Origin of the sequence: Roseicella frigidaeris, assembly GCF_003258945.1 — a bacterium.
Lineage (GTDB): Bacteria > Pseudomonadota > Alphaproteobacteria > Acetobacterales > Acetobacteraceae > Paracraurococcus > Paracraurococcus frigidaeris.
Genome location: NZ_QLIX01000001.1, coordinates 314,699 through 333,112 on the forward strand (window position 1 = coordinate 314,699; position 18,414 = coordinate 333,112).

Here is an 18,414-nt window from a genome sequence, read left to right on the forward strand (position 1 = left end):
CCCCTCTCGGGCGTTGGGGAGCCATGCCCCGTGCCCATGCCGCCACCAGCCCGCCTTCGGCCGCGCCCGCCCGGCCGGACAAGGAGCCCTTCGATATCGACCTCGTCTTCCGCCTGCTGCGCGAGGCGACGGCGGGGCTGCCCAAGGCGGCGATGTTCGCGCTGCGCGACCGCGGCCATGGCTCGCCCTTCGAGCAGCTCGTCGCCGCGCTGATCTCGGCCCGCACCCGGGACGAGACCACCACCCCGGTCTGCCTCCGCCTCTTCGCCCGCGCCCGGACGCCGGAGGCCATGGCGGCGATCCCGGAGCCGGAGCTGGTCGGCCTGCTCGCCGGCGCGACCTTCCCCGAGCCCAAGGCACGCGACATCCTGGCCCTGTCGCGCCGGATCGCCGAGGCGGGCGCGGTCCCCGACACGATGGAGGGGCTGCAGGCGCTGCGCGGCGTCGGGCCGAAGATCGCGGCGCTGACGCTCGGGGTCGGCTTCGGCCGGCCGGCCATCTCGGTCGACATCCATGTCCACCGCATCGTCAACCGCTGGGGCTATGTGGCGACGACGACGCCGGAGCGGACCATGCAGGCGCTCGCGGCCCGCCTGCCGGAGCGCTACTGGATCGAGATCAACGAGCGGCTGGTGCCCTTCGGCAAGGCCATCTGCACCGGGCTCCGGCCGCGCTGCGGCACCTGCCTGCTGCTGCGGCAATGCCGGCAGGTGGGCGTCGTCCGCCCCGGCTGAGGCATCCGATGGCCGCCGCTGCCGTTGGAAAGGGCAGCAGCAGGAGGGGAGGCGGATGCCGCATTTCACGGAAGACTGGTTCAGCGGCCACATCCCCTACTGGGAGCGGCTGTTCTTCGAGGAGCTCGGCTGGCGGCCGGAGACGCCGCGGCGGGTGGTGGAGATCGGCAGCTTCGAGGGGCGCTCGACCCTCTGGTTCCTCGCCAACCTGCTGCGGCACCCGGAGAGCCGGCTCACCTGCATCGACACCTTCGCCGGCGGCGCCGAGCACGACGCGGCGCAGACCACCGGCCTGTTCGAGCGCTTCCAGGCCAACCTCGCCGCCTCCGGCGCGGCCGCGAAGGCCGAGGTGCTGCGCTGCGACTCCGCCACCGGGCTGCTGACGCTGCTCGGGCGCGGCGGGGAGGCGCCCGACCTGATCTATATCGACGGCTCGCACGAGGCGCCGGACGTGCTGACCGACCTGGTGCTCGCCTTCCGCCTCGCCCCTGAGGGCGGGGTGATCCTGTGCGACGACTATCTCTGGCCGCATCCGGACGTGCTGCGCAGCCCGAAGCTGGCGATCGACGCCTTCACCACCATCCATCGCAATCAGATCGAGTTCCTCGACGGGCCGCACCGGGCGCAGCTCGGCTTCCGCAAGCGCCTGGGATGACAAGCGCGGCCCTAGCCGCTTCCAGATGGTCGTTGCGCGGGGCATGGCATAAGATGGGTCCGGCAGAACGGGGCGCAGCCCCCGGCGTCCAGGGAACCCAGCCATGACCCTCAGCATCCGCCCCGCCAATCCCAGCCGCCCGGATTTCGTCGGCGAGGTGGCGGGCGTCGATATCCGCCGCGGCGTCACCCCGGCCGAGGCCGCGGCGATCGAGGCGGCGATGGACCGGTATGGCGTGCTGGTCTTCCACGACCAGGAGATCGACGACCAGCAGCAGATCGCCTTCTCCCGGCATTTCGGCCCGCTGGAGCTGGCGACCGGCGACCTCGTGCAGGGCGAGCAGCGCCGCCTCTCGATGGAGGTGAACGACATCTCCAACCTGCACCGCGACGGCAGCGTCATGGCGCGCGACGACCGCAAGCGGCTGTTCAGCCTCGGCAACATGCTCTGGCACAGCGACAGCAGCTTCAAGGCGACGCCGGCCAAGTACTCCCTGCTCTCGGCCCGCGTCATCCCGGGCGCCGGCGGCAATACCGAGTTCGCCGACATGCGCGCCGCCTGGGAGGCGCTCGATGCCGAGACCAAGGCGCTGGTGCGCGACCTGGTCACCGAGCACAGCCAGATCTTCTCCCGTGGCATCCTCGGCTTCACCGACTTCACCGAGGCGGAGCGGGCGAAATGGGCGCCGGTGCCGCAGCGCCTGGTGCGCCGGCACCCGCGCACCGGGCGGCTCTCGCTCTTCCTCTCCTCGCATGCCGGGGCGATCCAGGGCTGGCCGGTGCCGGAGGCGCGGGCCCTGCTGCGCGACCTGACCGAGCATGCGACGCAGCGGGAGTTCGTGCATGCGCATGTCTGGCGGCCGCATGACCTAGTGATGTGGGACAACCGCGTCACCATGCACCGGGCCCGCCGCTACGATTCCAGCCAGGTCCGCGACCTGCACCGCACCACCGTCGCCGACATGGCGCCGACGCTGGAGCAGGCGGCCTGATGCTGGCGGGCCGGGCGGCCTGCCCGGCCCCGAAGGCCTAAGCGGATCCCGATCAGGTGAGTCCACCTGATCGGGACTGCTCTAGATATTTGTTTTTACGAGCATCTTCACCTGTCCGGATGAGGTCATCGGGACAGGATCTGCTCTAGGGTCTGTTGAGATTTATCGTGAGTGGATGACGGCGGAGGCGAGGTAGACCATGGCCGCGAAGCTTTGGTCGGTTTTTTCGCTGCGCATGGCGATGCGTTTGAAGTCCTTGAGCTTGCCGAAGAAGTTCTCGATCAGGTGACGCCATTTGTAGACCTCCTGGTCGACGTCGCGGGGGATGGCGCGGCGGGGATGCTGAGCGATCACGGCCTTGGCGCCGCGGGCGTCGAGCTCGGCGATGATCGAGTTGCTGTCGAATGCCATGTCGGCGATCAGGGCATCGAAGTCGATGCCCTCGATCAGCGGCGGCACGCCGACCGTGTCGAAGCGGTGGCCGGGCAGCAGAACGAAGCGCACCAGGTTCCCGAGTGCATCGCAGAGCGCCAGGATCTTGGTCGTCATGCCGCCTTTCGAGCGGCCGATGGCCTGGCTCTGAGTCCCCCTTTTGCGCCCTGCCCGTGGCGGTGGACCTTCACGATGGTCGCGTCGACCATGGCGTATTCGAGATCCGGCTCATCGGAGCAGGCGTCGAACAGCCGCTGGAACACATCGGCGCGCACCCAGTCTCGGAAGCGGACATAGACCGAGTTCCACTTGCCAAAGATCGGCGGCAGGTCGCGCCAGGGGCTACCGGTCCGCGCAATCCACAACACCGCCTCGACAAACAACCGGTTGTCGGAACCGCTCCGCCCGCGATCGCCGGGCTTGCCCAGGCAGTGCGGTGCCATCTTCGCCCATTGGGCGTCAGTCAGGACAAATCGCTCCATCCAGAGCTTGAATCACATCCTGACCCGAGCGCAAATCACAAATCTCAACAGACCCTAGTCCCCGGCCGGCCCGGGCGGGGCGGCCGCCCCGAAGCGGTCGAGCACGGTGCGGGTGATCTGCTGCGTATAGGCGCAGCCCCGCTTGAGGCCCATCACCCATTCGCAGCTCGCGGCGGTCAGCACCTCGCCCTTGCCGCGGCGCATGGCCACCATCATCCCCGATCCGTGGTAGGACCTGGCCAGCGTCCCGGCATCGGCGACGCCGTGGATCATCTCGGCCTTCTCGTACCAGTCATGCGCGCCGACATAGGCGCGCAGCGTGTAGCTCTCGAGCGGCGCCTCGGCCATCACGGCCGGCGTCATGGCCAGGATCTCGACGCTGTCGGGCGTGCCGTCCCTGCCCGTCGGATAGGGCAGGCCGTCGCGGAAGGTGTAGTCGACGCCATCCACCTCATAGCCGAAGATGCGCGCCTCGGCCCCGAAGATGTCGCCATAGGTCAGGTCGGTGCCGGCGAAGGCCCAGTGCTCCGGCCGGTAGACGGTGAAGCCCCGGCTGCCGCGCGGGGTGAAGCGGCCCCAATTCGCGTAGGTGCCGCCCAGCCCGTTCACCCCGACGGTGGTGGCGCCCGGCCAGCCGACATGCCGGTCCTCCCAGGCGCTGGTGAGCCGCGCGTCGTCGCCGGTGGCGCGGATGGGGTCGGCCTTGGGCGCGTTGCTCTTGTAGCAGACCTGGCGCCGCCCCTCCTCCTCCAGCCGGACCTGCCAGGTGAAGTTGGCGCCGAACCGGGCCAGATGGCCGCCGCGCTCGACATAGTCCTCGATGGCCAGGCGCATCTCCCGCGTCCAGTACTCGTCGTGGCCGACGATGACGACGCAGGCATAGCCCTCCAGCAGCGCGGGGCGGAGGTGCAGGTCGGTCTGGGTGATGGTGTCGAGCGCATAGCCCTCGCGCTCGGCCCAGAGGACGAAGTGCCGGTCGTACTGCGCCCAGCCGGTGGCAGCGTAGTAGTAGCTGAAGCCGTTCGCGTAGGACCATTCCTTGAAGTCGTAGCGGAGCGGGGTCATGGGCTCGGCGACCGTGGCGCAGATGCGCGGCGCGTTCTCCGGCAGCTTCACCAGGCCGCGGGTCCAGGGGCGCTGCAGGCTCAGCCGCGGCGACATGGCGTTGCGCGCCGGGCCGTGGCTGCCGCCATAGTGGTTCGCCCCGCCCCAGTCGTTGTAGGCGGTGTAGGTGCAGGTCGGCAGCACATGCAGCAGCCGCCCGGGATGCAGGCCGGGCCGGGGGCGGACGACGAAGAAATGGTGCTGCACGAAGCGGCCGCCCTGCTGCCGGGCGACGCTGGATTCGACCAGGTAGAAGCCCGAGGCCAGGTCCTCGGGCAAGGTCCAGCGATGCAGCACCGGCCAGTTGCAGCCGGCTTCGTAGGCATCGGCGGGCATCGGGGTGGCCCGTCCCGGCAGGCCCTCCTGCCGATGCACGATCGCGGGCTTCAGCCCGTCGCGCGTGACCTCGATCGTCCAGCTCTCCGCGTTGGTGCTGCCGTGGAACTGCACCGTCTCGCCCGGCGCATAGGAGATGGCGTCGGTGTAGACATGGATCTCGTGCCAGTCCGGGTCCCCGCGCGGGGCCTCGAAGGGGCGCATCTCCTGCCAGTGGTGGTCCCCGGCGGTGGGATAGATGTGGCGCGGGCCGACATTGACGGTGCTGTCGGGCCGGGCGGTGGGGTCGTCATAGAGCGGCATGGCGGTCCTGGTGCACGGCGTTCGGCAAGGGCTGGCGGAGGGGCTGGCGGCGCCGCGGTCAGGACTTCTTCAGGTTGAAGAAGAGCGGGAAGCCTTCGATGATGTCGGTGACGTTGCTGCGGAAGGCGGTGGGCGGCGTATAGGCGCCGGTCGGCAGGTAGGGGATGTCCTCGAAGGCCTGGAGCTGGATCTGCTCGGTGAGGCGCTTCTGCTCGGCCAGGCCCTCGGCGGCGAGGAACTGGTCGCGCAGCGCCTCGATCTTCGGCAGGTCGGGCCAGCCGGAGGTGCCGGCCTTGCCGGGCCCGCGGACATAGGATTGCGTCGCCGGGTTCAGCGCGATGATGCCGGGGATGTAGTTGCACCAGGCGCTCCAGCCGCCCTTGTCGAGCCCCTCCCGGTTGCTCATCACCCGGGTGGCGACCGAGCCCCAGTCGGAGGCCTGGTAGTCGAGGTTGAGGCCGGTGCGGCGGAACATGTCGCCGGCGATCTCGCTCATCGCATTCAGCGAGGAGAGGTCGGTCGGCACCGCCAGCACAACCCGCTCGCCCCGGTAGCCGGCGGCGTCGAGGTTGCGCTTCACCTTGTCGTAGTCCGGCGCCCCCGCCATCGTCTGCAGCCCGGCCTCGGTCGCCAGCGCGGTACCCGGCAGGAAGAAGCCGCAGCGGTCGTTCCAGAGCGAGCGGTCGTCGCCGATCACCGCCGTCATGTAGTCGGTCTGGTTGATGGCCGGCAGGAAGGCGCGGCGGATGGCCGGGTTGTCGAAGGGCGGTTGCAGGTGGTTGAAGCGGATCATGCCCATCAGCCCGGCCTTGTCCTTCACCTCCACCCGCAGGTTGCGCAGGCGCTTCAGCCGCGGCAGCAGGTCGGCGGTCGGCACCTCCCACCAGTCCACCTCGCCCTGCTGCAGCGCGGCGCCGGCGGTGGCGGCGTCGGGGATGGTGTGCCATTCGACGCGGTCGACATGCACCACCTTGCCGCCGGCCAGGAAGCTCGCCGGCTCGTTGCGCGGCGCGTAGCCGGCGAAGCGCTCGTAGACGGCGCGCGAGCCGACCATGCGCTCGCCCGGCACCCAGCGGAACGGGCCGCTGCCGACGATCTCCGTCACCTGCACGGAGGGCGGGTTCCGGGCGAAGCGCTCCGGCATCACCGGGCAGTAGGAGGAGGGCTTGGCGAGCGCCGTGGCCAGGAGCGGGAAGGGCTTCCTGAGCCTGACCAGGAAGATCCGGTCCGAGACCACCACCATCTCGTTGGTGATGGCGCGGATGTTCTGGCCCAGCACGTCGGCCCTGGTCCAGCGCTCGATGCTGGCCACGGCGTCCCGCGCCAGGATCGGGGCGCCGTCATGGAAGCGGGTGCCCTCGCGCAGCGTGATGCGCCAGGTCAGCCCGTCATCCTCGACGGCATGGCCCTCGACGAGCTGCGGCCGCGCGGCATAGCTGCTGTCCAGGCCGTAGAGCTGGTCATAGACCATCATGCCGTGGTTGCGCGTCACTAGCGCCGTGTTGAACACCGGATCGAGCAGCGTCAGGTCCGATTGCGGGACGAACCGGAGCACCGTGGTCGCCCCGGGCGTTCCCTGCGCACGCACGGCGCCGGGCAGCGCCAGGGCCGAGGATGACGCGCCGGCCGCCAGGGCCAGGAGATCGCGACGCTTCATGAGGAGCCTCCACCTTGCGCGTGGAGTGTGCGGCATGCCTCCCGGCATCGCCAAATTCGCCCGCCGCGCGACGGCGACGGACCAGAGCGGATCCCGATCGGGTGGCCTCACCTGATCGGGTGAAGATCCTCTGAAAACAAGCGTCTAGCGCGCCGCGGCCTATTCGTCCCGCCGCGGCCGGGCCAGCAGGTGCTCCACCGCCGCCGCCAGGGTCAGCCGCTCCGCCAGCAGCGCCGCCACCGCCTCGCAGATCGGCAGCTCGACGCCGACCGAGGCCGCCCGGGCGATGATGGCCGGGGCGGTGGCGACCCCCTCCGTCACCCCGGAGCGCTCGGCCAGCACCTCGGCCAGGCGCCGGCCGCGCCCGAGGGCGATGCCGAGCGAGGTGTTGCGGCTGGACGGGCCGGTCGCCGTCAGCAGCAGGTCGCCGAGGCCCGACAGGCCCGCCGCCGTCTCTGCCCGGCCGCCGAGCGCGACGGCGAGGCGGGACAGCTCCGCCAGGCCGCGCGTCACCAGCGCCGCCCGGGCATTCTCGCCGAGCCCGGCGCCGATCACCGCCCCGGCGGCGATGGCGATCACGTTCTTCGCCGCGCCGCCGACCTGCACGCCGACCGGGTCGTCGGAGCCGTAGAGGCGGAAGCCAGGCGTCGCCAGCAGCCCGGCCAGCCGCTCGCGCAGCGCCGGCGTGGCGCTGGCGATCACCGCCGCGGCGGGCAGGCCGGCGGCGACCTCATGCGCGAAATTCGGCCCCGAGAGCACCGCCGCCGCCTGGCCCGGCCGCGCCGCCGCCACCACCTCCAGCGGCAGGCGGAGGCTCGTCTGCTCCACCCCCTTGGCGGCGAGCAGCAGCGGCGGCAGGGCGGGCGGCAGGCTGGCGAGCACGGCGCCCAGATGCTGCGCCGGCACGGCGAGGATCGCTGCCGCCGCCCCGGCCAGGGCCGTTGCCGCATCGGCGGTGACGGCGAGGCCGGCGGGCAGGGCGATGCCGGGCAGGTAGCGGGCATTCTCCCGCGCCGCCGCGATCGCCGCCGCCCGCCCGGCATCGCGCGCCCAGAGCGCCACAGCATGTCCGGCCCCGGCGGCCTGGATGGCGAGCGCCGTGCCCCAGGCGCCGGCGCCGAGGACGGCGAGCTTCGGCACCGCTATTCCCCGGCCAGGCGGGTCATCGCCCAGCCCTCGCCCGGCTCCCGCTCGCCCAGCCGCTCCAGCAGGGTGGCGAGGATCGCGCCCCCCTCCGCCTCGAAATGCCAGGGCGGGTTGGCGACCAGCAGGCCGCAGCCGTTCAGCCGCTGCGGATCCGTCGGCTCGCGCAGCCAGAGCTCGGCGGCGACGAGGTCGCGCAGCCCCGCCTCGCGCAGCGCGGCGTGGAAGGCGCGCACCGGGGCGCGGTGCTTGATCGGGTACCAGCAGGCCTGGATGCCGGCGCGGAAGCGCTGCGCGACGAGCGCGATGCCCTGCGCCAGCCGGGCGAACTCCCCCTCCTGTTCGAAGGGCGGATCGACCAGCACCAGGCCGCGCCGCTCCAGGAAGGGGGTGAGCGCCTTCAGCGCCTCCCAGCCGTCGCGGTGATGCACCGCCACCTGCCGGTCGGCGCGGAAGGCGGCGCGCAGCGCGGCATGGTCCTCGGGGTGCAGCTCGCAGGCCAGCAGCCGGTCGCCCGGCCGCAGCAGGGCGCGGATCAGGGCGGGCGAGCCGGGATAGCGGGCGGGCGCCCCGGCGGCGCGGACCAGCCCGACATAATCGGCCAGCGGCCCGGCCTCGATGTCGAGCAGCCGGCCGATGCCGCGGCGCCATTCCCCGGTGCGCTCGGCCGCGCTCGCCGCCAGGTCGTAGGACCCGATGCCGGCATGGGTATCGAGCGCCGCGAAGGGCTTGTCCTTGGCCGCCAGGGCCCGCAGCAGCCAGACCAGCAGCGCGTGCTTCATGCAGTCGGCGAAATTGCCGGCATGGAAGGCGTGGCGGTAATTCATGGCGGGCGGCCTCAGCCGCCCCGGCGGATGACCGCGCCGTTCCGCGTCTCGCCCGGCAGGCAGAGGGCGGCGATCTCGGGCGCCAGATCGGCGGGCTGCGGCAGGCGGGACTGGTCCTCGCCCGGCATCGCCACCATGCGCAGCCTCGTGGCGACCGGGCCGGGATCGAAGAGGTTCACCCGCAGCGGGGTGTTGGCGACCTCGGCCGCCCAGCTCCGCGCCAGGTGCTCCTGCCCCGCCTTGCCGAAGCCGTAGAGGCCCCAATAGGCGCGCGGCTCGGCCACCACGGCATCGGTGAGGAAGACGGCGCGGCCGGCCGGTGCGGCGCGCAGCGGCGGATCGGCGCTGCGGATCAGCCGCCAGGCGGCCGAGAGGTTCACCGCCACCGCCTCCTGCCAGTCGCGCGGCATGATATGCGCGGTCGGCGTCAGCTTGGCGAGCAGGCCCGCGGCATGCACCAGGATGTCGAGCCGGCCGAAGCGCTGGGCGATGGAGGGGCCGACCATGTCGAGCTTCTCGCCGTCCCGGATCAGGTCGAGCGGGAAGAGGGTGGACTGGCCGCCGAGGCTTCGGATGGCGTCGTCCACCTCCTCCAGCGCGCCCTGGGTGCGGGCGGTCAGCACGCAATGCGCGCCGAGCCGGGCGAGCTCGATCGCCGTCGCGGCGCCGAGGCCGCGCGAGGCGCCGGTGACGAGGGCGACGTGGCCGGCGAGGGGGCGGTCCATCATCCCGCCTGCAGCAGCGAGAGCTGCCGGGCGTTGTTGTCCTGCGTATCGGTCAGGGCGATCGCGTAGTCGCCGGTGAAGCAGGCGTCGCAATAGCCTGGCTTCTCCGGGTTGCGCCCCGGCCGGCCGAGGGCGCGGTAGAGCCCGTCGAGGGAGATGAAGGCGAGGCTGTCGACGCCGATGATGCGCGCCATCTCCTCGAGGTCGTGCTGGGCCGCCAGCAGCTTGCCGCGCTCCGGCGTGTCGATGCCGTAGAAGCAGCTATGCGTGGTCGGCGGCGAGGAGATGCGCATATGCACCTCGGTCGCGCCGGCCTGGCGGACCATCTCGACGATCTTGCGGCTGGTGGTGCCGCGGACGATGGAATCGTCCACCAGGATCACCCGCCGCCCCTCCAGCATCGGCCGGTTGGCGCTGTGCTTCAGCTTGACCCCGAGATTGCGGATCTGGTCGGTCGGCTCGATGAAGGTGCGGCCGACATAGTGGTTGCGGATGATCCCGAGCTCGAAGGGGATGCCGCTTTCGAGCGAATAGCCCATGGCCGCCGGCACGCCGCTGTCGGGCACCGGCACCACGACATCGGCCGGCACGCCGCTCTCGCGCGCCAGCTCGGCGCCGATCCGCTTGCGGGTGTCGTAGACCGGCGTGCCCTCGACCACCGAATCCGGCCGGGCGAAGTAGATGTACTCGAAGATGCAGAACCGCTCGGCATGCTTGCCGAAGGGCTTGATGCTGTGCACGCCCTGGGTGTCGATGACGATGATCTCGCCCGGGTCGATGTCCCGCACGAATTCGGCGCCGACGATGTCGAGGGCGCAGGTCTCGGAGGAGAGCACCCAGGAGGGCGCGCCGCCGCCCTCGCCGCCCAGCCGGCCGAGCACCAGGGGGCGGACGCCGAGCGGGTCGCGCGCCCCGATCAGCGCGCCGTTGTGCAGCGCGACCAGGCTGTAGGCCCCCTGCACCTGGCGCAGCGCGTCGATCAGCCGGTCCACCACGGTGGAGTAGAGGCTGATGGCGATGAGGTGGATGAAGACCTCGCTGTCCGTCGTGCTCTGGAACAGGCAGCCGCGGCCGACCAGGCTGCGGCGGAGGCCAAGCGCGTTGGTCAGGTTGCCGTTATGGGCGACGGCGAAGCCGCCGAAGGCGAAGTCGGCATAGAGCGGCTGGACGTTGCGCAGCGCCGTCTCGCCGGTCGTCGCGTAGCGGTTGTGGCCGACCGCGGCGCGGCCGCGCAGCTGGGCCATCACCTTGGCGTCCGAGAAGATGTCGCCGACCAAGCCCTGGCCCTTATGGGCATGGAAGATGCCGCCCTCGTCGAGGGCGACGATGCCGGCCGCCTCCTGCCCCCGGTGCTGCAGGGCATGCAGGCCGAGGGCGGTGAGGGCGGCGGCGTCGGCGGCGTTCCAGACGCCGAAGACGCCGCATTCCTCGTGGAACTTGTCCTCGTCGGAGGACCAGGGGCGGTTGGACAATTCGGTCATGGGGCCCTCACGTCCGGTTCCGCGCCGGCGGTCGCATCAGCTCGTCCTGGGTCGGCGCGCGGCGATCCGGCGGGGCGGCGACGCGGGGCCGGTATTCGGGTGGCAGCCGGGCCACCAGCCATTGCGCGCCATCGATGACCAGGGGCAGCGACCGGGCATCCCGGACCGCCTCCGGCCAGCGATCGGTCGCCGGCAGGACCATGCCGCCGAGGATATAGGCAAGGATGACCAGGAAGGCACCCCGCAGCAGGCCGAAGACCAGGCCGAGCGCCCGGTCGGTGCCGCCCAGCATGGAATCCTGCACGAAGCGGGCGATGAAGCTGATGATGATCTTGAGGATGACCAGCACGACGAGGAAGACGCCGCCGGCGGCCAGCGCATCGGCCAGCCAGGGCGGCTCGACCGTGCCCTGCAGCAGCGGCGCCGTCACCGGGCGCAGGGCCAGCGCCAGGGCCGCGGCGCCGATCCAGGCGCCGACGCCGAGCACTTCCTGCACAAGCCCTCGCAAATAGGCGAGCAACGCCGAGACGGCGAGCACCGCCAGCACCACACCGTCGACCCAGGTCATCGTGCCAGCGGTATAGCGGCGTGCCCGCCGCGGTGTCCACGCATGGCGGCATGGGCTGGCCCGGGCCGGCGGCATGGCTGCGATGCCGCCCCGGCGCCGCTGGCCCTCCGACGGCGCTGGGCCGCGCCCGCCCGAGGCTACGCGGCTGCCGGGGAGGCGCCCCCGGGGAAGCCCCTGCGGAAGCCCCCTGCGGCCGCATCCGGGACCGTCAGCCGGGCCGGAGCCCCGCCCGCTCCGCCGCATCGCGGGTCCAGGCGCCCTCCTGGCGGAGGAAGGCGGCGAAGCCCTCCGGCGAGGCCTCGGCCGGCGCCGCCATCTCGCTGCCCATCTCCGCGAAGCGCTGCCGGAGGCCGGGATCGGCCACGGCGGCGGCCGCGGCGCCGGCGAGCGCCCGCAGCACCGCGGGCGGCGTCCCCGCCGGGGCGACGAGGCCGAGATAGGCGGCGGCCCGGAACCCGGCGACGCCCGCCTCCTCGAAGCTCGGCACCTCCGGCACCACCGGCAGCCGCCCGGCCGAGCCGGTGGCGAGAATGCGCACCGCGCCCTCCCGGTGCAGCGGCAGGGCGGTCGAGATCTCGGTCATGCCGGCCTGGATCGTGCCGGCGATGAGGTCCGGCGCCATGGCGCCGCCGCTGCCATAGGGCACGTGCTGCAGGCCGGCGCCGGTCGCGGCGTTGAAGCTGGCGATGGCGAGGTGCGAGGTGCTGCCGGTGCCGGAGGAGCCGCAGCTGATGCTGCCCGGCGCGGCGCGGCCCTGGGCGATCAGCGCGGCCAGCGTCCGGGCCGGCACGTCGCGGTGCACGGCGAGCACGTTCGGCGTGCGCACCAGCAGGGCGATGGGCGTGAAGTCGCGCCCCGGGTCGTAGCCGAGATTGGCCTGGATCACCGGGTTGACGGTGAGGGGGCCGTTCGAGCCGAGCAGGATCGCGTAGCCGTCCGGCCGGGCGCGGGCGAATTGCGTGGCGGCGACGTTGCCGGCGGCGCCGGCCCGGTTCTCCACCACCACCGGCTGGCCCAGCCGCTCCGCCAGCAGCGGCGCGACGACGCGGGCGACGGTGTCGGAATTGCCGCCGGGCGCGAAGGGGACGATCAGCCGGACCGGGCGGTCCGGAAAGCCGGGCTGGGCCCGGGCCAAGGCGGGCAGGAGGAGTCCGGGCAGGGACAGCAAGGCACGGCGGGAGGGGACCATGGCGCTTCCTCGGCAGGTCGTTGCGGCGAGGATGGCCTTGGCGGCGGCGCCGGGCCAGTCCGCCGGCCGCGTCAACCGGCCTCGGCCTCGCCCGCGACCCTGGCCGGCGCGCCGCGCCCCCCGGCGGGCGGCTTCTGCCGGCGCTCGGCCTTGGCCGCGAAGGGCGCCACCAGATCGGCGATATGGCCGATCTCGGCGAGCCGCAGCCCGTCGAGCGCCACCGGCGCCCGGCCGCCGCGGGCGAGGCGGCGCGGCAGCACCGCCCCGGCGAAGCCGAGCTTCTGCGCCTCGCGCAGCCGCGCCTCGGCCTGCGCCACCTGGCGGATCTCGCCCGAGAGGCCGACCTCGCCGAAATAGACCGTGCCGGGATCGGTCGGCCGGTCGGTGGCGGCCGAGACCAGCGCCGCGGCGACGGCGAGGTCGGCCGCCGGCTCGGCGATGCGCAACCCGCCGGCGATGTTGAGATAGACGTCATTCATGCCGAGGGTCATGCCGCAACGCGCCTCCAGCACCGCCATCAGCATGGCCAGCCGCCCGGCATCCCAGCCCACCACCTGCCGCCGCGGGCTGCCGCCGGCCGAGGGGGCGAGCAGCGCCTGCACCTCGACCAGCACCGGCCGCGTGCCCTCGATGCCGGCGAAGACCGCCGAGCCGGCGACGTTGCCGCGCCGCTCGGCGAGGAAGAGCGCCGAGGGGTTCGGCACCTCGACCAGCCCGCGCTCGGTCATCTCGAAGACGCCGATCTCGTCGGTCGCGCCGAAGCGGTTCTTCACCGCCCGCAAGATGCGGAACTGATGGCCGCGATCGCCTTCGAAATAGAGCGTGGCATCGACCATGTGCTCCAGCACCCGCGGGCCGGCGAGCATGCCCTCCTTCGTCACATGCCCGACCAGCACCAGGGCGAAGCCGCGGCTCTTGGCCAGGCGGATCAGCTCGGCGGCGCAGGCGCGCACCTGGGCGACCGTGCCCGGTGCGGAATCGAGCGCGTCCAGCCACAGCGTCTGGATGGAATCGATGACGACGAGGGCGGCCTCGTCCTCATCCTCCAGGCTGGCGGCGATGTCGCGCAGCGCCGTCGCGGCGGCCAGCGCCAGCGGCGCGCCCTCCAGCCCGAGCCGCAGCGCCCGCAGCCGCACCTGCGCCACCGCCTCCTCGCCGCTGATGTAGAGGGCGCGCCGCCCGGCCCCGGCGATGCGCGCCGCCGCCTGCAGCAGGATGGTCGATTTGCCGATGCCGGGATCGCCGCCGACCAGCACCGCCGAGGCCGGGACCAGCCCGCCGCCCAGCACCCGGTCGAGCTCGGCGAGGCCGGTCGGGATGCGCGGCGGCGGCGCCGTCTCCCCCTCCAGCCCGACGAAGGCGACCCGCTTGCCGCCGCCGGCCCGCGCCGCCGGGCCGGGGCCACGGGCGGCGGGGGCCGCTTCCTCCTGCAGGGTGTTCCACTCGCCGCAGGCATCGCAGCGGCCCTGCCATTTCGGGAAGACGGCGCCGCAGGCCTGACAGACGAAGCGGTTGCGGTCCTTGGCCAAGCGGGCGGTCCCTCCGATGGGTCACTATAGGTACGAAACGTGAACGGACAGCATAGCCTCGGCCCGGCGCCACGTCACCCATTTCACCCGCCGGACCCTGGACCCGCCGCGCCACCGGACCCACACTGGCGGCATGGACACGCATTTCCCCTTCGGCCTCACCGTCTGCGGCATCGAGGAGCTGGGCGGCCATTGCGAGACGGGGGTGAGCCATGTGCTCTCCATCCTCGACCCCGACTGGCCGGTGCCGGAGGCCTTCGGCCAGTTCGGCGAGCACGCCAAGCTCGAGCTCCGCTTCCATGACGTCATCGAGCCGGCGGCAGGCGTCATCCCGCCGGGCGAGGCGGATGTGCGGGCGATCCTCGCCTTCGGCCGCGACCTCGAGGCGGAGGCGGCCTCGCGCCTGCTGGTGCATTGCCATGCCGGCATCTCGCGCTCGACCGCGGCCATGGCGCTGATGCTGGCGCAGGCGCGGCCGGCGCTGCCGGCCGAGACCATCCTGCAGGGCATCCTCGGCATCCGCGAGAAGGCCTGGCCGAACCTCCGCATCCTCGAGCTGGGCGACGCCATGCTGGGGCGGGAGGGCGCGCTGCCCGCGGCGGCGGCGGCGCTCTACCGGCACCAGCTGGCGATCCGCCCGCATCTCGCCGGCATCATGCGCAATGCCGGCCGCGGGCGGGAGGTGGATGCCGCGGAGGCGGAGGGCTGACCGCCCAGCCCCCTCACCAACGATAGGCGAGGGTGGCGTAGACCGCCCGGCCGACGCCGTAGCTGCAGGACGTGGCGTAGCAGGCGGCGAAGTAGTGCTCGTCGCCGAGATTGGTGCCCGTGACCGTCAGCCGCCATTGCCGGTACTCCGCCCGCAGCATGGCGTCGAACAGCGTGTAGGACGGCGCGTGGAAGATCGGGCTGGTCGCGGTCGGCGCGTTGTTCGCCATGATGTTGCCGACATAGCGGAGGCCAGCGCCGAAGCCGAGCGTCAGCTCGTCGGTCACCTTGTAGCTGTAGTCGCCCCAGAGCGAGGCCATGTGGTTCGGCACGGTGCCGAGGCGGCGGCCGAGATTGTTGGTGGTGCTCTTCGTCACCTCGGTGTCCTGCGCCGTGAAGGCGCCGATGACGCTGAGCCCGTCGGTGACCGCGACGCGCGCCTCCAGCTCCAGCCCGCGCGACCGCGCCTCGCCGGTCTGGATGGAGTACTGCGTAAAGAACGGGTCGGTGGTGGTGACGTTCTGCTGCGTCAGCTCGAACAGCGCGGCGGAGAACAGGCTCTGGGTGCCGGGCGGCTGGTACTTCACCCCGACCTCCACCTGGTCGCCGGTGGTCGGCTTGAAGGTGCCGCCGCCGCGCTGCGGCGCCATGGTCCCGAGCGTCGGCAGGAAGGAGGTGGCGTAGCTGACATAGGGCGAGACGCCGATCGGCGAGGCGTAGAGCAGCGCCACGCGGCCGGTGAAGGCGCTGTCGTCCTGGGAGCTGGAGGCCTTGCTGAGCTTGTTCTGCGTGTCGACGCTCGCCCAGTCCTGCCGGCCGGTCAGCGTCAGGATCCAGTTGTCCCAGCGGATCTGGTCCTGCAGGTAGAGGCCGAGCTGGTTCTGCACCTGGTTGTTGAGCGTGGTGCTGGTGGCGCCGAGGGGCAGGGTCGGCATGTAGCCATAGACCGGCGCATAGACATCGAGCCGCGTCGCCGCCGCCGTCCAGGTGCGGTTGGCCACGCGCTGCCAGCGATAGTCGAGGCCGAGCAGCGCCGTGTGCTGCAGCGGGCCGGTGGCGAAGCGCGCCTCGGCCTGGTTGTCGAGCGTCAGGGATTGCGCGATCGGCACCTGGTAGGAGGCGACGCGGTTGACGGTGCGCCACTGGTTCGCCGGGCCGAGGCCGCTCGCATAGATCGACTTGTAGTCGAGATCGACATAGGTGTAGCGCAGGTTCTGCCGCAGCGTGACGGCCTCGGTCAGCCGGTGCTCGACCTGGTAGCCGAGGCCGAGCTGGGTCTTGCGGTAGGTGTCCCAGCCCGGCTCGCCGGTGATGCGGCCGCGCGGGATGGTGCCGTTCGGGTTGTAGAGGGCGGTGCCCTGCGGCGGCAGCCACTGGCCGGTGACGCCGTTGTTGTCGTGCAGGTAGCTCGCCTGCAGGACCACCGAGGTGTCCTTGGTCGGCTGCCAGCGCAGCGAGGGCGCGATGTAGATGCGGTCGTCCTTGGTGGCGTCGAACTCGGTATCGGCGTTGCGCACCAGCCCGACCATGCGCCAGAGCAGCCCGTCGCCGCTGCCGACCCGGCCGCCGACATCCCACATGCCCTGGATGCGGCCGAAGCTGCCGCCCTGCAGCGCGACCTGGTTCACCTGGCCGAGATAGGGCGTCTTGCTGACGGCGTTGACGATGCCGCCGAGATTGGCCTGGCCGTAGAGCGCCGAGCTGGTGCCGCGCAGCAGCTCGATCCGCTCCATCCCCCAGGGCTCGATGCGGAAGCTCTGCGCCGTGACCGGCGCCGGCACCCGCATGCCGTCGAGATAGACATCGGCCGGGAAGCCGCGGACGGTGAAGTACTCGCCGCGGTAATCCGTGCCGCTGACGAAGGCTCCGGGGCTGTAGCGCAGCGCCTCGTTGATCGAGCCGATGTTGAGCGCCTCGATCTGGTCGCTGGTGATGACGGAGACGGATTGCGGCGTCTCGATCAGCGGCGTGTCGGTCTTGGTGCCGCTGGCGCTGCGCTGCGCGACATAGCCCTGCACCGGGCCGCGCGCCGTCTCGGCCGGGGCGGCATGGCCTTCGATCGAGAGGGTCGGCAGGGTGATCGGGTCGCCGGGGGCGGCTCCCTGGGCGGTGGCGGCCTGCGGCGCGGCCAGGAGTCCCGCGAGGAGTAGCCAGCCGCCGCGGGGCGGCGCGACGAGCGGGTCGTGCCGGGGAGTGTCTGCCATCGAACTGTTCCGGTTGCTTGATCGACCGGGTCGTAGTAATAATGAGAATGAATCGCAATATGGCGTTCGACTGACGAGGCCGTCATGCTGCATCCACGGCGCACACTGTGTCATGGCTGCAACATGCCGGCGGCGACGCCACCGGCCGCGGGCGCGGGCGCGGCGCGCATTGGCAGGCCCCGCCCCGGGCCCGCCTTCACGCCATGCCGGCGCCACGGCAGGCGGCGGACGACGGGCCGGCCATCATCCGGCATCGCGGGCCGGCATCGTCCCCAGGGCGCCTCCCGTGAACGCCGGTCCACGGGAAGCGCCCTGGGCTAATGGTTTCAGATCATCTTCACCCGTCCGAGTGTGTCCACTCGAACGGGATCTGCTCCAGCGTCGGGACCCTGTCGGCTCAGGCCGCCATGCGCTGCTCGAGCGTCGGCGCCACATCCGTCAGGGTGACGCGCCGCATGTCGCGCGGATGGATATGGTCGTCGAAGGGGCGGGCGCGGTGCATGGTGGTGCGGTTGTCCCACATCAGCAGGTCCCACGGCCGCCACTTGTGCGAATAGACGAATTGCCGCTGGGTGGCGAACTCGGTCAGGTTGCGGATCATCATCATCGCCTCCGGCCGCGGCATGCCGAGCACCTGGCCGATATGCGAGGAGAGGTAGAGGGAGTGCCGGTCCGAGCCGGGATGGTAGCGCACGAGGCGCTGCCGCACCGGGGCGAAGGCCAGCTTCTCCTCCTCGGTGTAGTCGTCGAAGCCCATCGAGGCGCGCGAGAAGATCAGGCTGTGCTCGGTGACGAGGTCGCGGAGCTTCGCCTGGGTCTTCTCCGGCAGCGCGTCCCAGGCGGCGCGCATGTCGGCGACCTCGGTCTCGCCGCCCTCGGGCGGCACCACCCGGCCATGCAGCATGGAGTACTTCGCCGGCGTCGCCTTGAAACTGCTGTCGCTGTGCCAGAGCTGGTTGCCGAGGTTGAACATCCGCCGCCGGTCATCCGCGGCGAGCAGGTTGCCGTTGACGTCGAGATTGGAGATGTCCGCCATCCGGTTGTGCTTCAGGCGGTGCTTGTGCATGTCGACCGTGGCGCGCGACCCCTCCAGCGGGCCGAGCGCCTCGCCGAAGGCCATCTGCTGGTCGTCGTCGATCCGCTGGTCGCGGAAGACCAGCACGGCGTACTCGTCCATGGCCCGGTCGATCTCGGCGCAGAGCTCGGGGCCCGGCGTCTCGCGCAGATCGAGGCCCTGCACCTCGGCGGCGAAGAGGGGGTGCAGGGGCGTCAGGTGCAGGGCCATGGCAGATCCTCCGGCTGATATGTCAGGCCCGACATTAGGTCTCCGGGGATGGATTTGGTCA

At 72.0% G+C, this 18,414-nt stretch carries 16 protein-coding genes; 4 read left to right on the top strand and 12 right to left on the bottom strand.

Annotated elements, in window-relative coordinates:
* Nucleotides 1-23 precede the first annotated feature (23 nt).
* The 3 genes from DOO78_RS01450 (at nt 24) to DOO78_RS01460 (ending at nt 2,380) form a co-directional block, all read left to right on the top strand.
* Nucleotides 24-734 (top strand): endonuclease III domain-containing protein, encoded by a 711-nt coding sequence (locus DOO78_RS01450; protein WP_111467935.1) that lies wholly within the window; start codon nt 24-26, stop codon nt 732-734.
* Between the two features lie 55 nt (nt 735-789).
* Nucleotides 790-1,389: a class I SAM-dependent methyltransferase gene (locus DOO78_RS01455; RefSeq protein WP_111467936.1), complete on the top strand. Its 600-nt coding sequence runs from the start codon at nt 790-792 to the stop codon at nt 1,387-1,389.
* 103 nt (nt 1,390-1,492) lie between these two features.
* Complete coding sequence (locus DOO78_RS01460) at nt 1,493-2,380, top strand: TauD/TfdA dioxygenase family protein (protein ID WP_111467937.1); 888 nt, start codon at nt 1,493-1,495, stop codon at nt 2,378-2,380.
* Nucleotides 2,381-2,542: 162 nt separating this feature from the next.
* On the opposite strand, the gene DOO78_RS01465 is transcribed toward DOO78_RS01460, so the two are convergent.
* The 10 genes from DOO78_RS01465 to radA form a co-directional block, all read right to left on the bottom strand.
* Nucleotides 2,543-3,294 (bottom strand): IS5 family transposase gene (locus DOO78_RS01465; RefSeq protein ID WP_111467938.1). Its coding sequence is split into 2 segments (ribosomal slippage): nt 2,543-2,964 and nt 2,964-3,294, totalling 753 coding nucleotides; the frame shifts between segments, so codons are not numbered across the junction.
* Between the two features lie 54 nt (nt 3,295-3,348).
* The gene (locus DOO78_RS01470; RefSeq protein WP_111467939.1) at nt 3,349-5,037 is read right to left on the bottom strand and encodes a N,N-dimethylformamidase beta subunit family domain-containing protein; all 1,689 of its coding nucleotides are present in this window, start codon (nt 5,035-5,037) and stop codon (nt 3,349-3,351) included.
* A 58-nt stretch (nt 5,038-5,095) separates the two neighbouring features.
* Complete coding sequence (locus tag DOO78_RS01475; protein ID WP_111467940.1) at nt 5,096-6,694, bottom strand: ABC transporter substrate-binding protein; 1,599 nt, start codon at nt 6,692-6,694, stop codon at nt 5,096-5,098.
* A gap of 159 nt (nt 6,695-6,853) precedes the next feature.
* Nucleotides 6,854-7,840, bottom strand: a complete 987-nt coding sequence (locus DOO78_RS01480) for an NAD(P)H-dependent glycerol-3-phosphate dehydrogenase (RefSeq protein WP_111468227.1) — start codon at nt 7,838-7,840, stop codon at nt 6,854-6,856.
* A complete protein-coding gene (locus DOO78_RS01485) occupies nt 7,837-8,664 on the bottom strand; it encodes a 23S rRNA (adenine(2030)-N(6))-methyltransferase RlmJ (RefSeq protein ID WP_111467941.1) in 828 nt (275 codons plus the stop codon). Before DOO78_RS01485 ends, DOO78_RS01480 begins: the two co-directional genes overlap by 4 nt.
* Before the next feature lie 11 nt (nt 8,665-8,675).
* The gene (locus DOO78_RS01490; RefSeq protein ID WP_111467942.1) at nt 8,676-9,392 is read right to left on the bottom strand and encodes an SDR family NAD(P)-dependent oxidoreductase; all 717 of its coding nucleotides are present in this window, start codon (nt 9,390-9,392) and stop codon (nt 8,676-8,678) included.
* Nucleotides 9,389-10,870: an amidophosphoribosyltransferase gene (gene purF / locus DOO78_RS01495; RefSeq protein ID WP_111467943.1), complete on the bottom strand. Its 1,482-nt coding sequence runs from the start codon at nt 10,868-10,870 to the stop codon at nt 9,389-9,391. The genes DOO78_RS01490 and purF overlap by 4 nt, the downstream gene beginning before the upstream one ends.
* Nucleotides 10,871-10,877: 7 nt before the next feature.
* Entirely contained in the window at nt 10,878-11,438 is a 561-nt protein-coding gene (locus tag DOO78_RS01500) for a CvpA family protein (protein WP_111467944.1), read from the bottom strand.
* 208 nt (nt 11,439-11,646) lie between these two features.
* Entirely contained in the window at nt 11,647-12,573 is a 927-nt protein-coding gene (locus DOO78_RS01505) for a Bug family tripartite tricarboxylate transporter substrate binding protein (RefSeq protein WP_165838666.1), read from the bottom strand.
* Nucleotides 12,574-12,698: 125 nt separating this feature from the next.
* A complete protein-coding gene (gene radA, locus DOO78_RS01510) occupies nt 12,699-14,156 on the bottom strand; it encodes a DNA repair protein RadA (protein ID WP_111467946.1) in 1,458 nt (485 codons plus the stop codon).
* Nucleotides 14,157-14,289: 133 nt separating this feature from the next.
* Here radA and DOO78_RS01515 point away from each other — a divergent pair, with 133 nt between their 5' ends.
* Nucleotides 14,290-14,865 (top strand): tyrosine phosphatase family protein, encoded by a 576-nt coding sequence (locus DOO78_RS01515; protein ID WP_111467947.1) that lies wholly within the window; start codon nt 14,290-14,292, stop codon nt 14,863-14,865.
* 13 nt (nt 14,866-14,878) lie between these two features.
* Here DOO78_RS01515 and DOO78_RS01520 read toward each other — a convergent pair whose 3' ends face one another.
* Nucleotides 14,879-17,068 carry a TonB-dependent siderophore receptor gene (locus DOO78_RS01520; protein WP_165838667.1) on the bottom strand — a complete coding sequence of 730 codons (2,190 nt, stop codon included), beginning with the start codon at nt 17,066-17,068 and terminating at the stop codon, nt 14,879-14,881.
* 397 nt (nt 17,069-17,465) lie between these two features.
* Complete coding sequence (locus DOO78_RS01525) at nt 17,466-18,353, bottom strand: TauD/TfdA dioxygenase family protein (RefSeq protein ID WP_111467949.1); 888 nt, start codon at nt 18,351-18,353, stop codon at nt 17,466-17,468.
* Between the last annotated feature and the right edge of the window lie 61 nt (nt 18,354-18,414).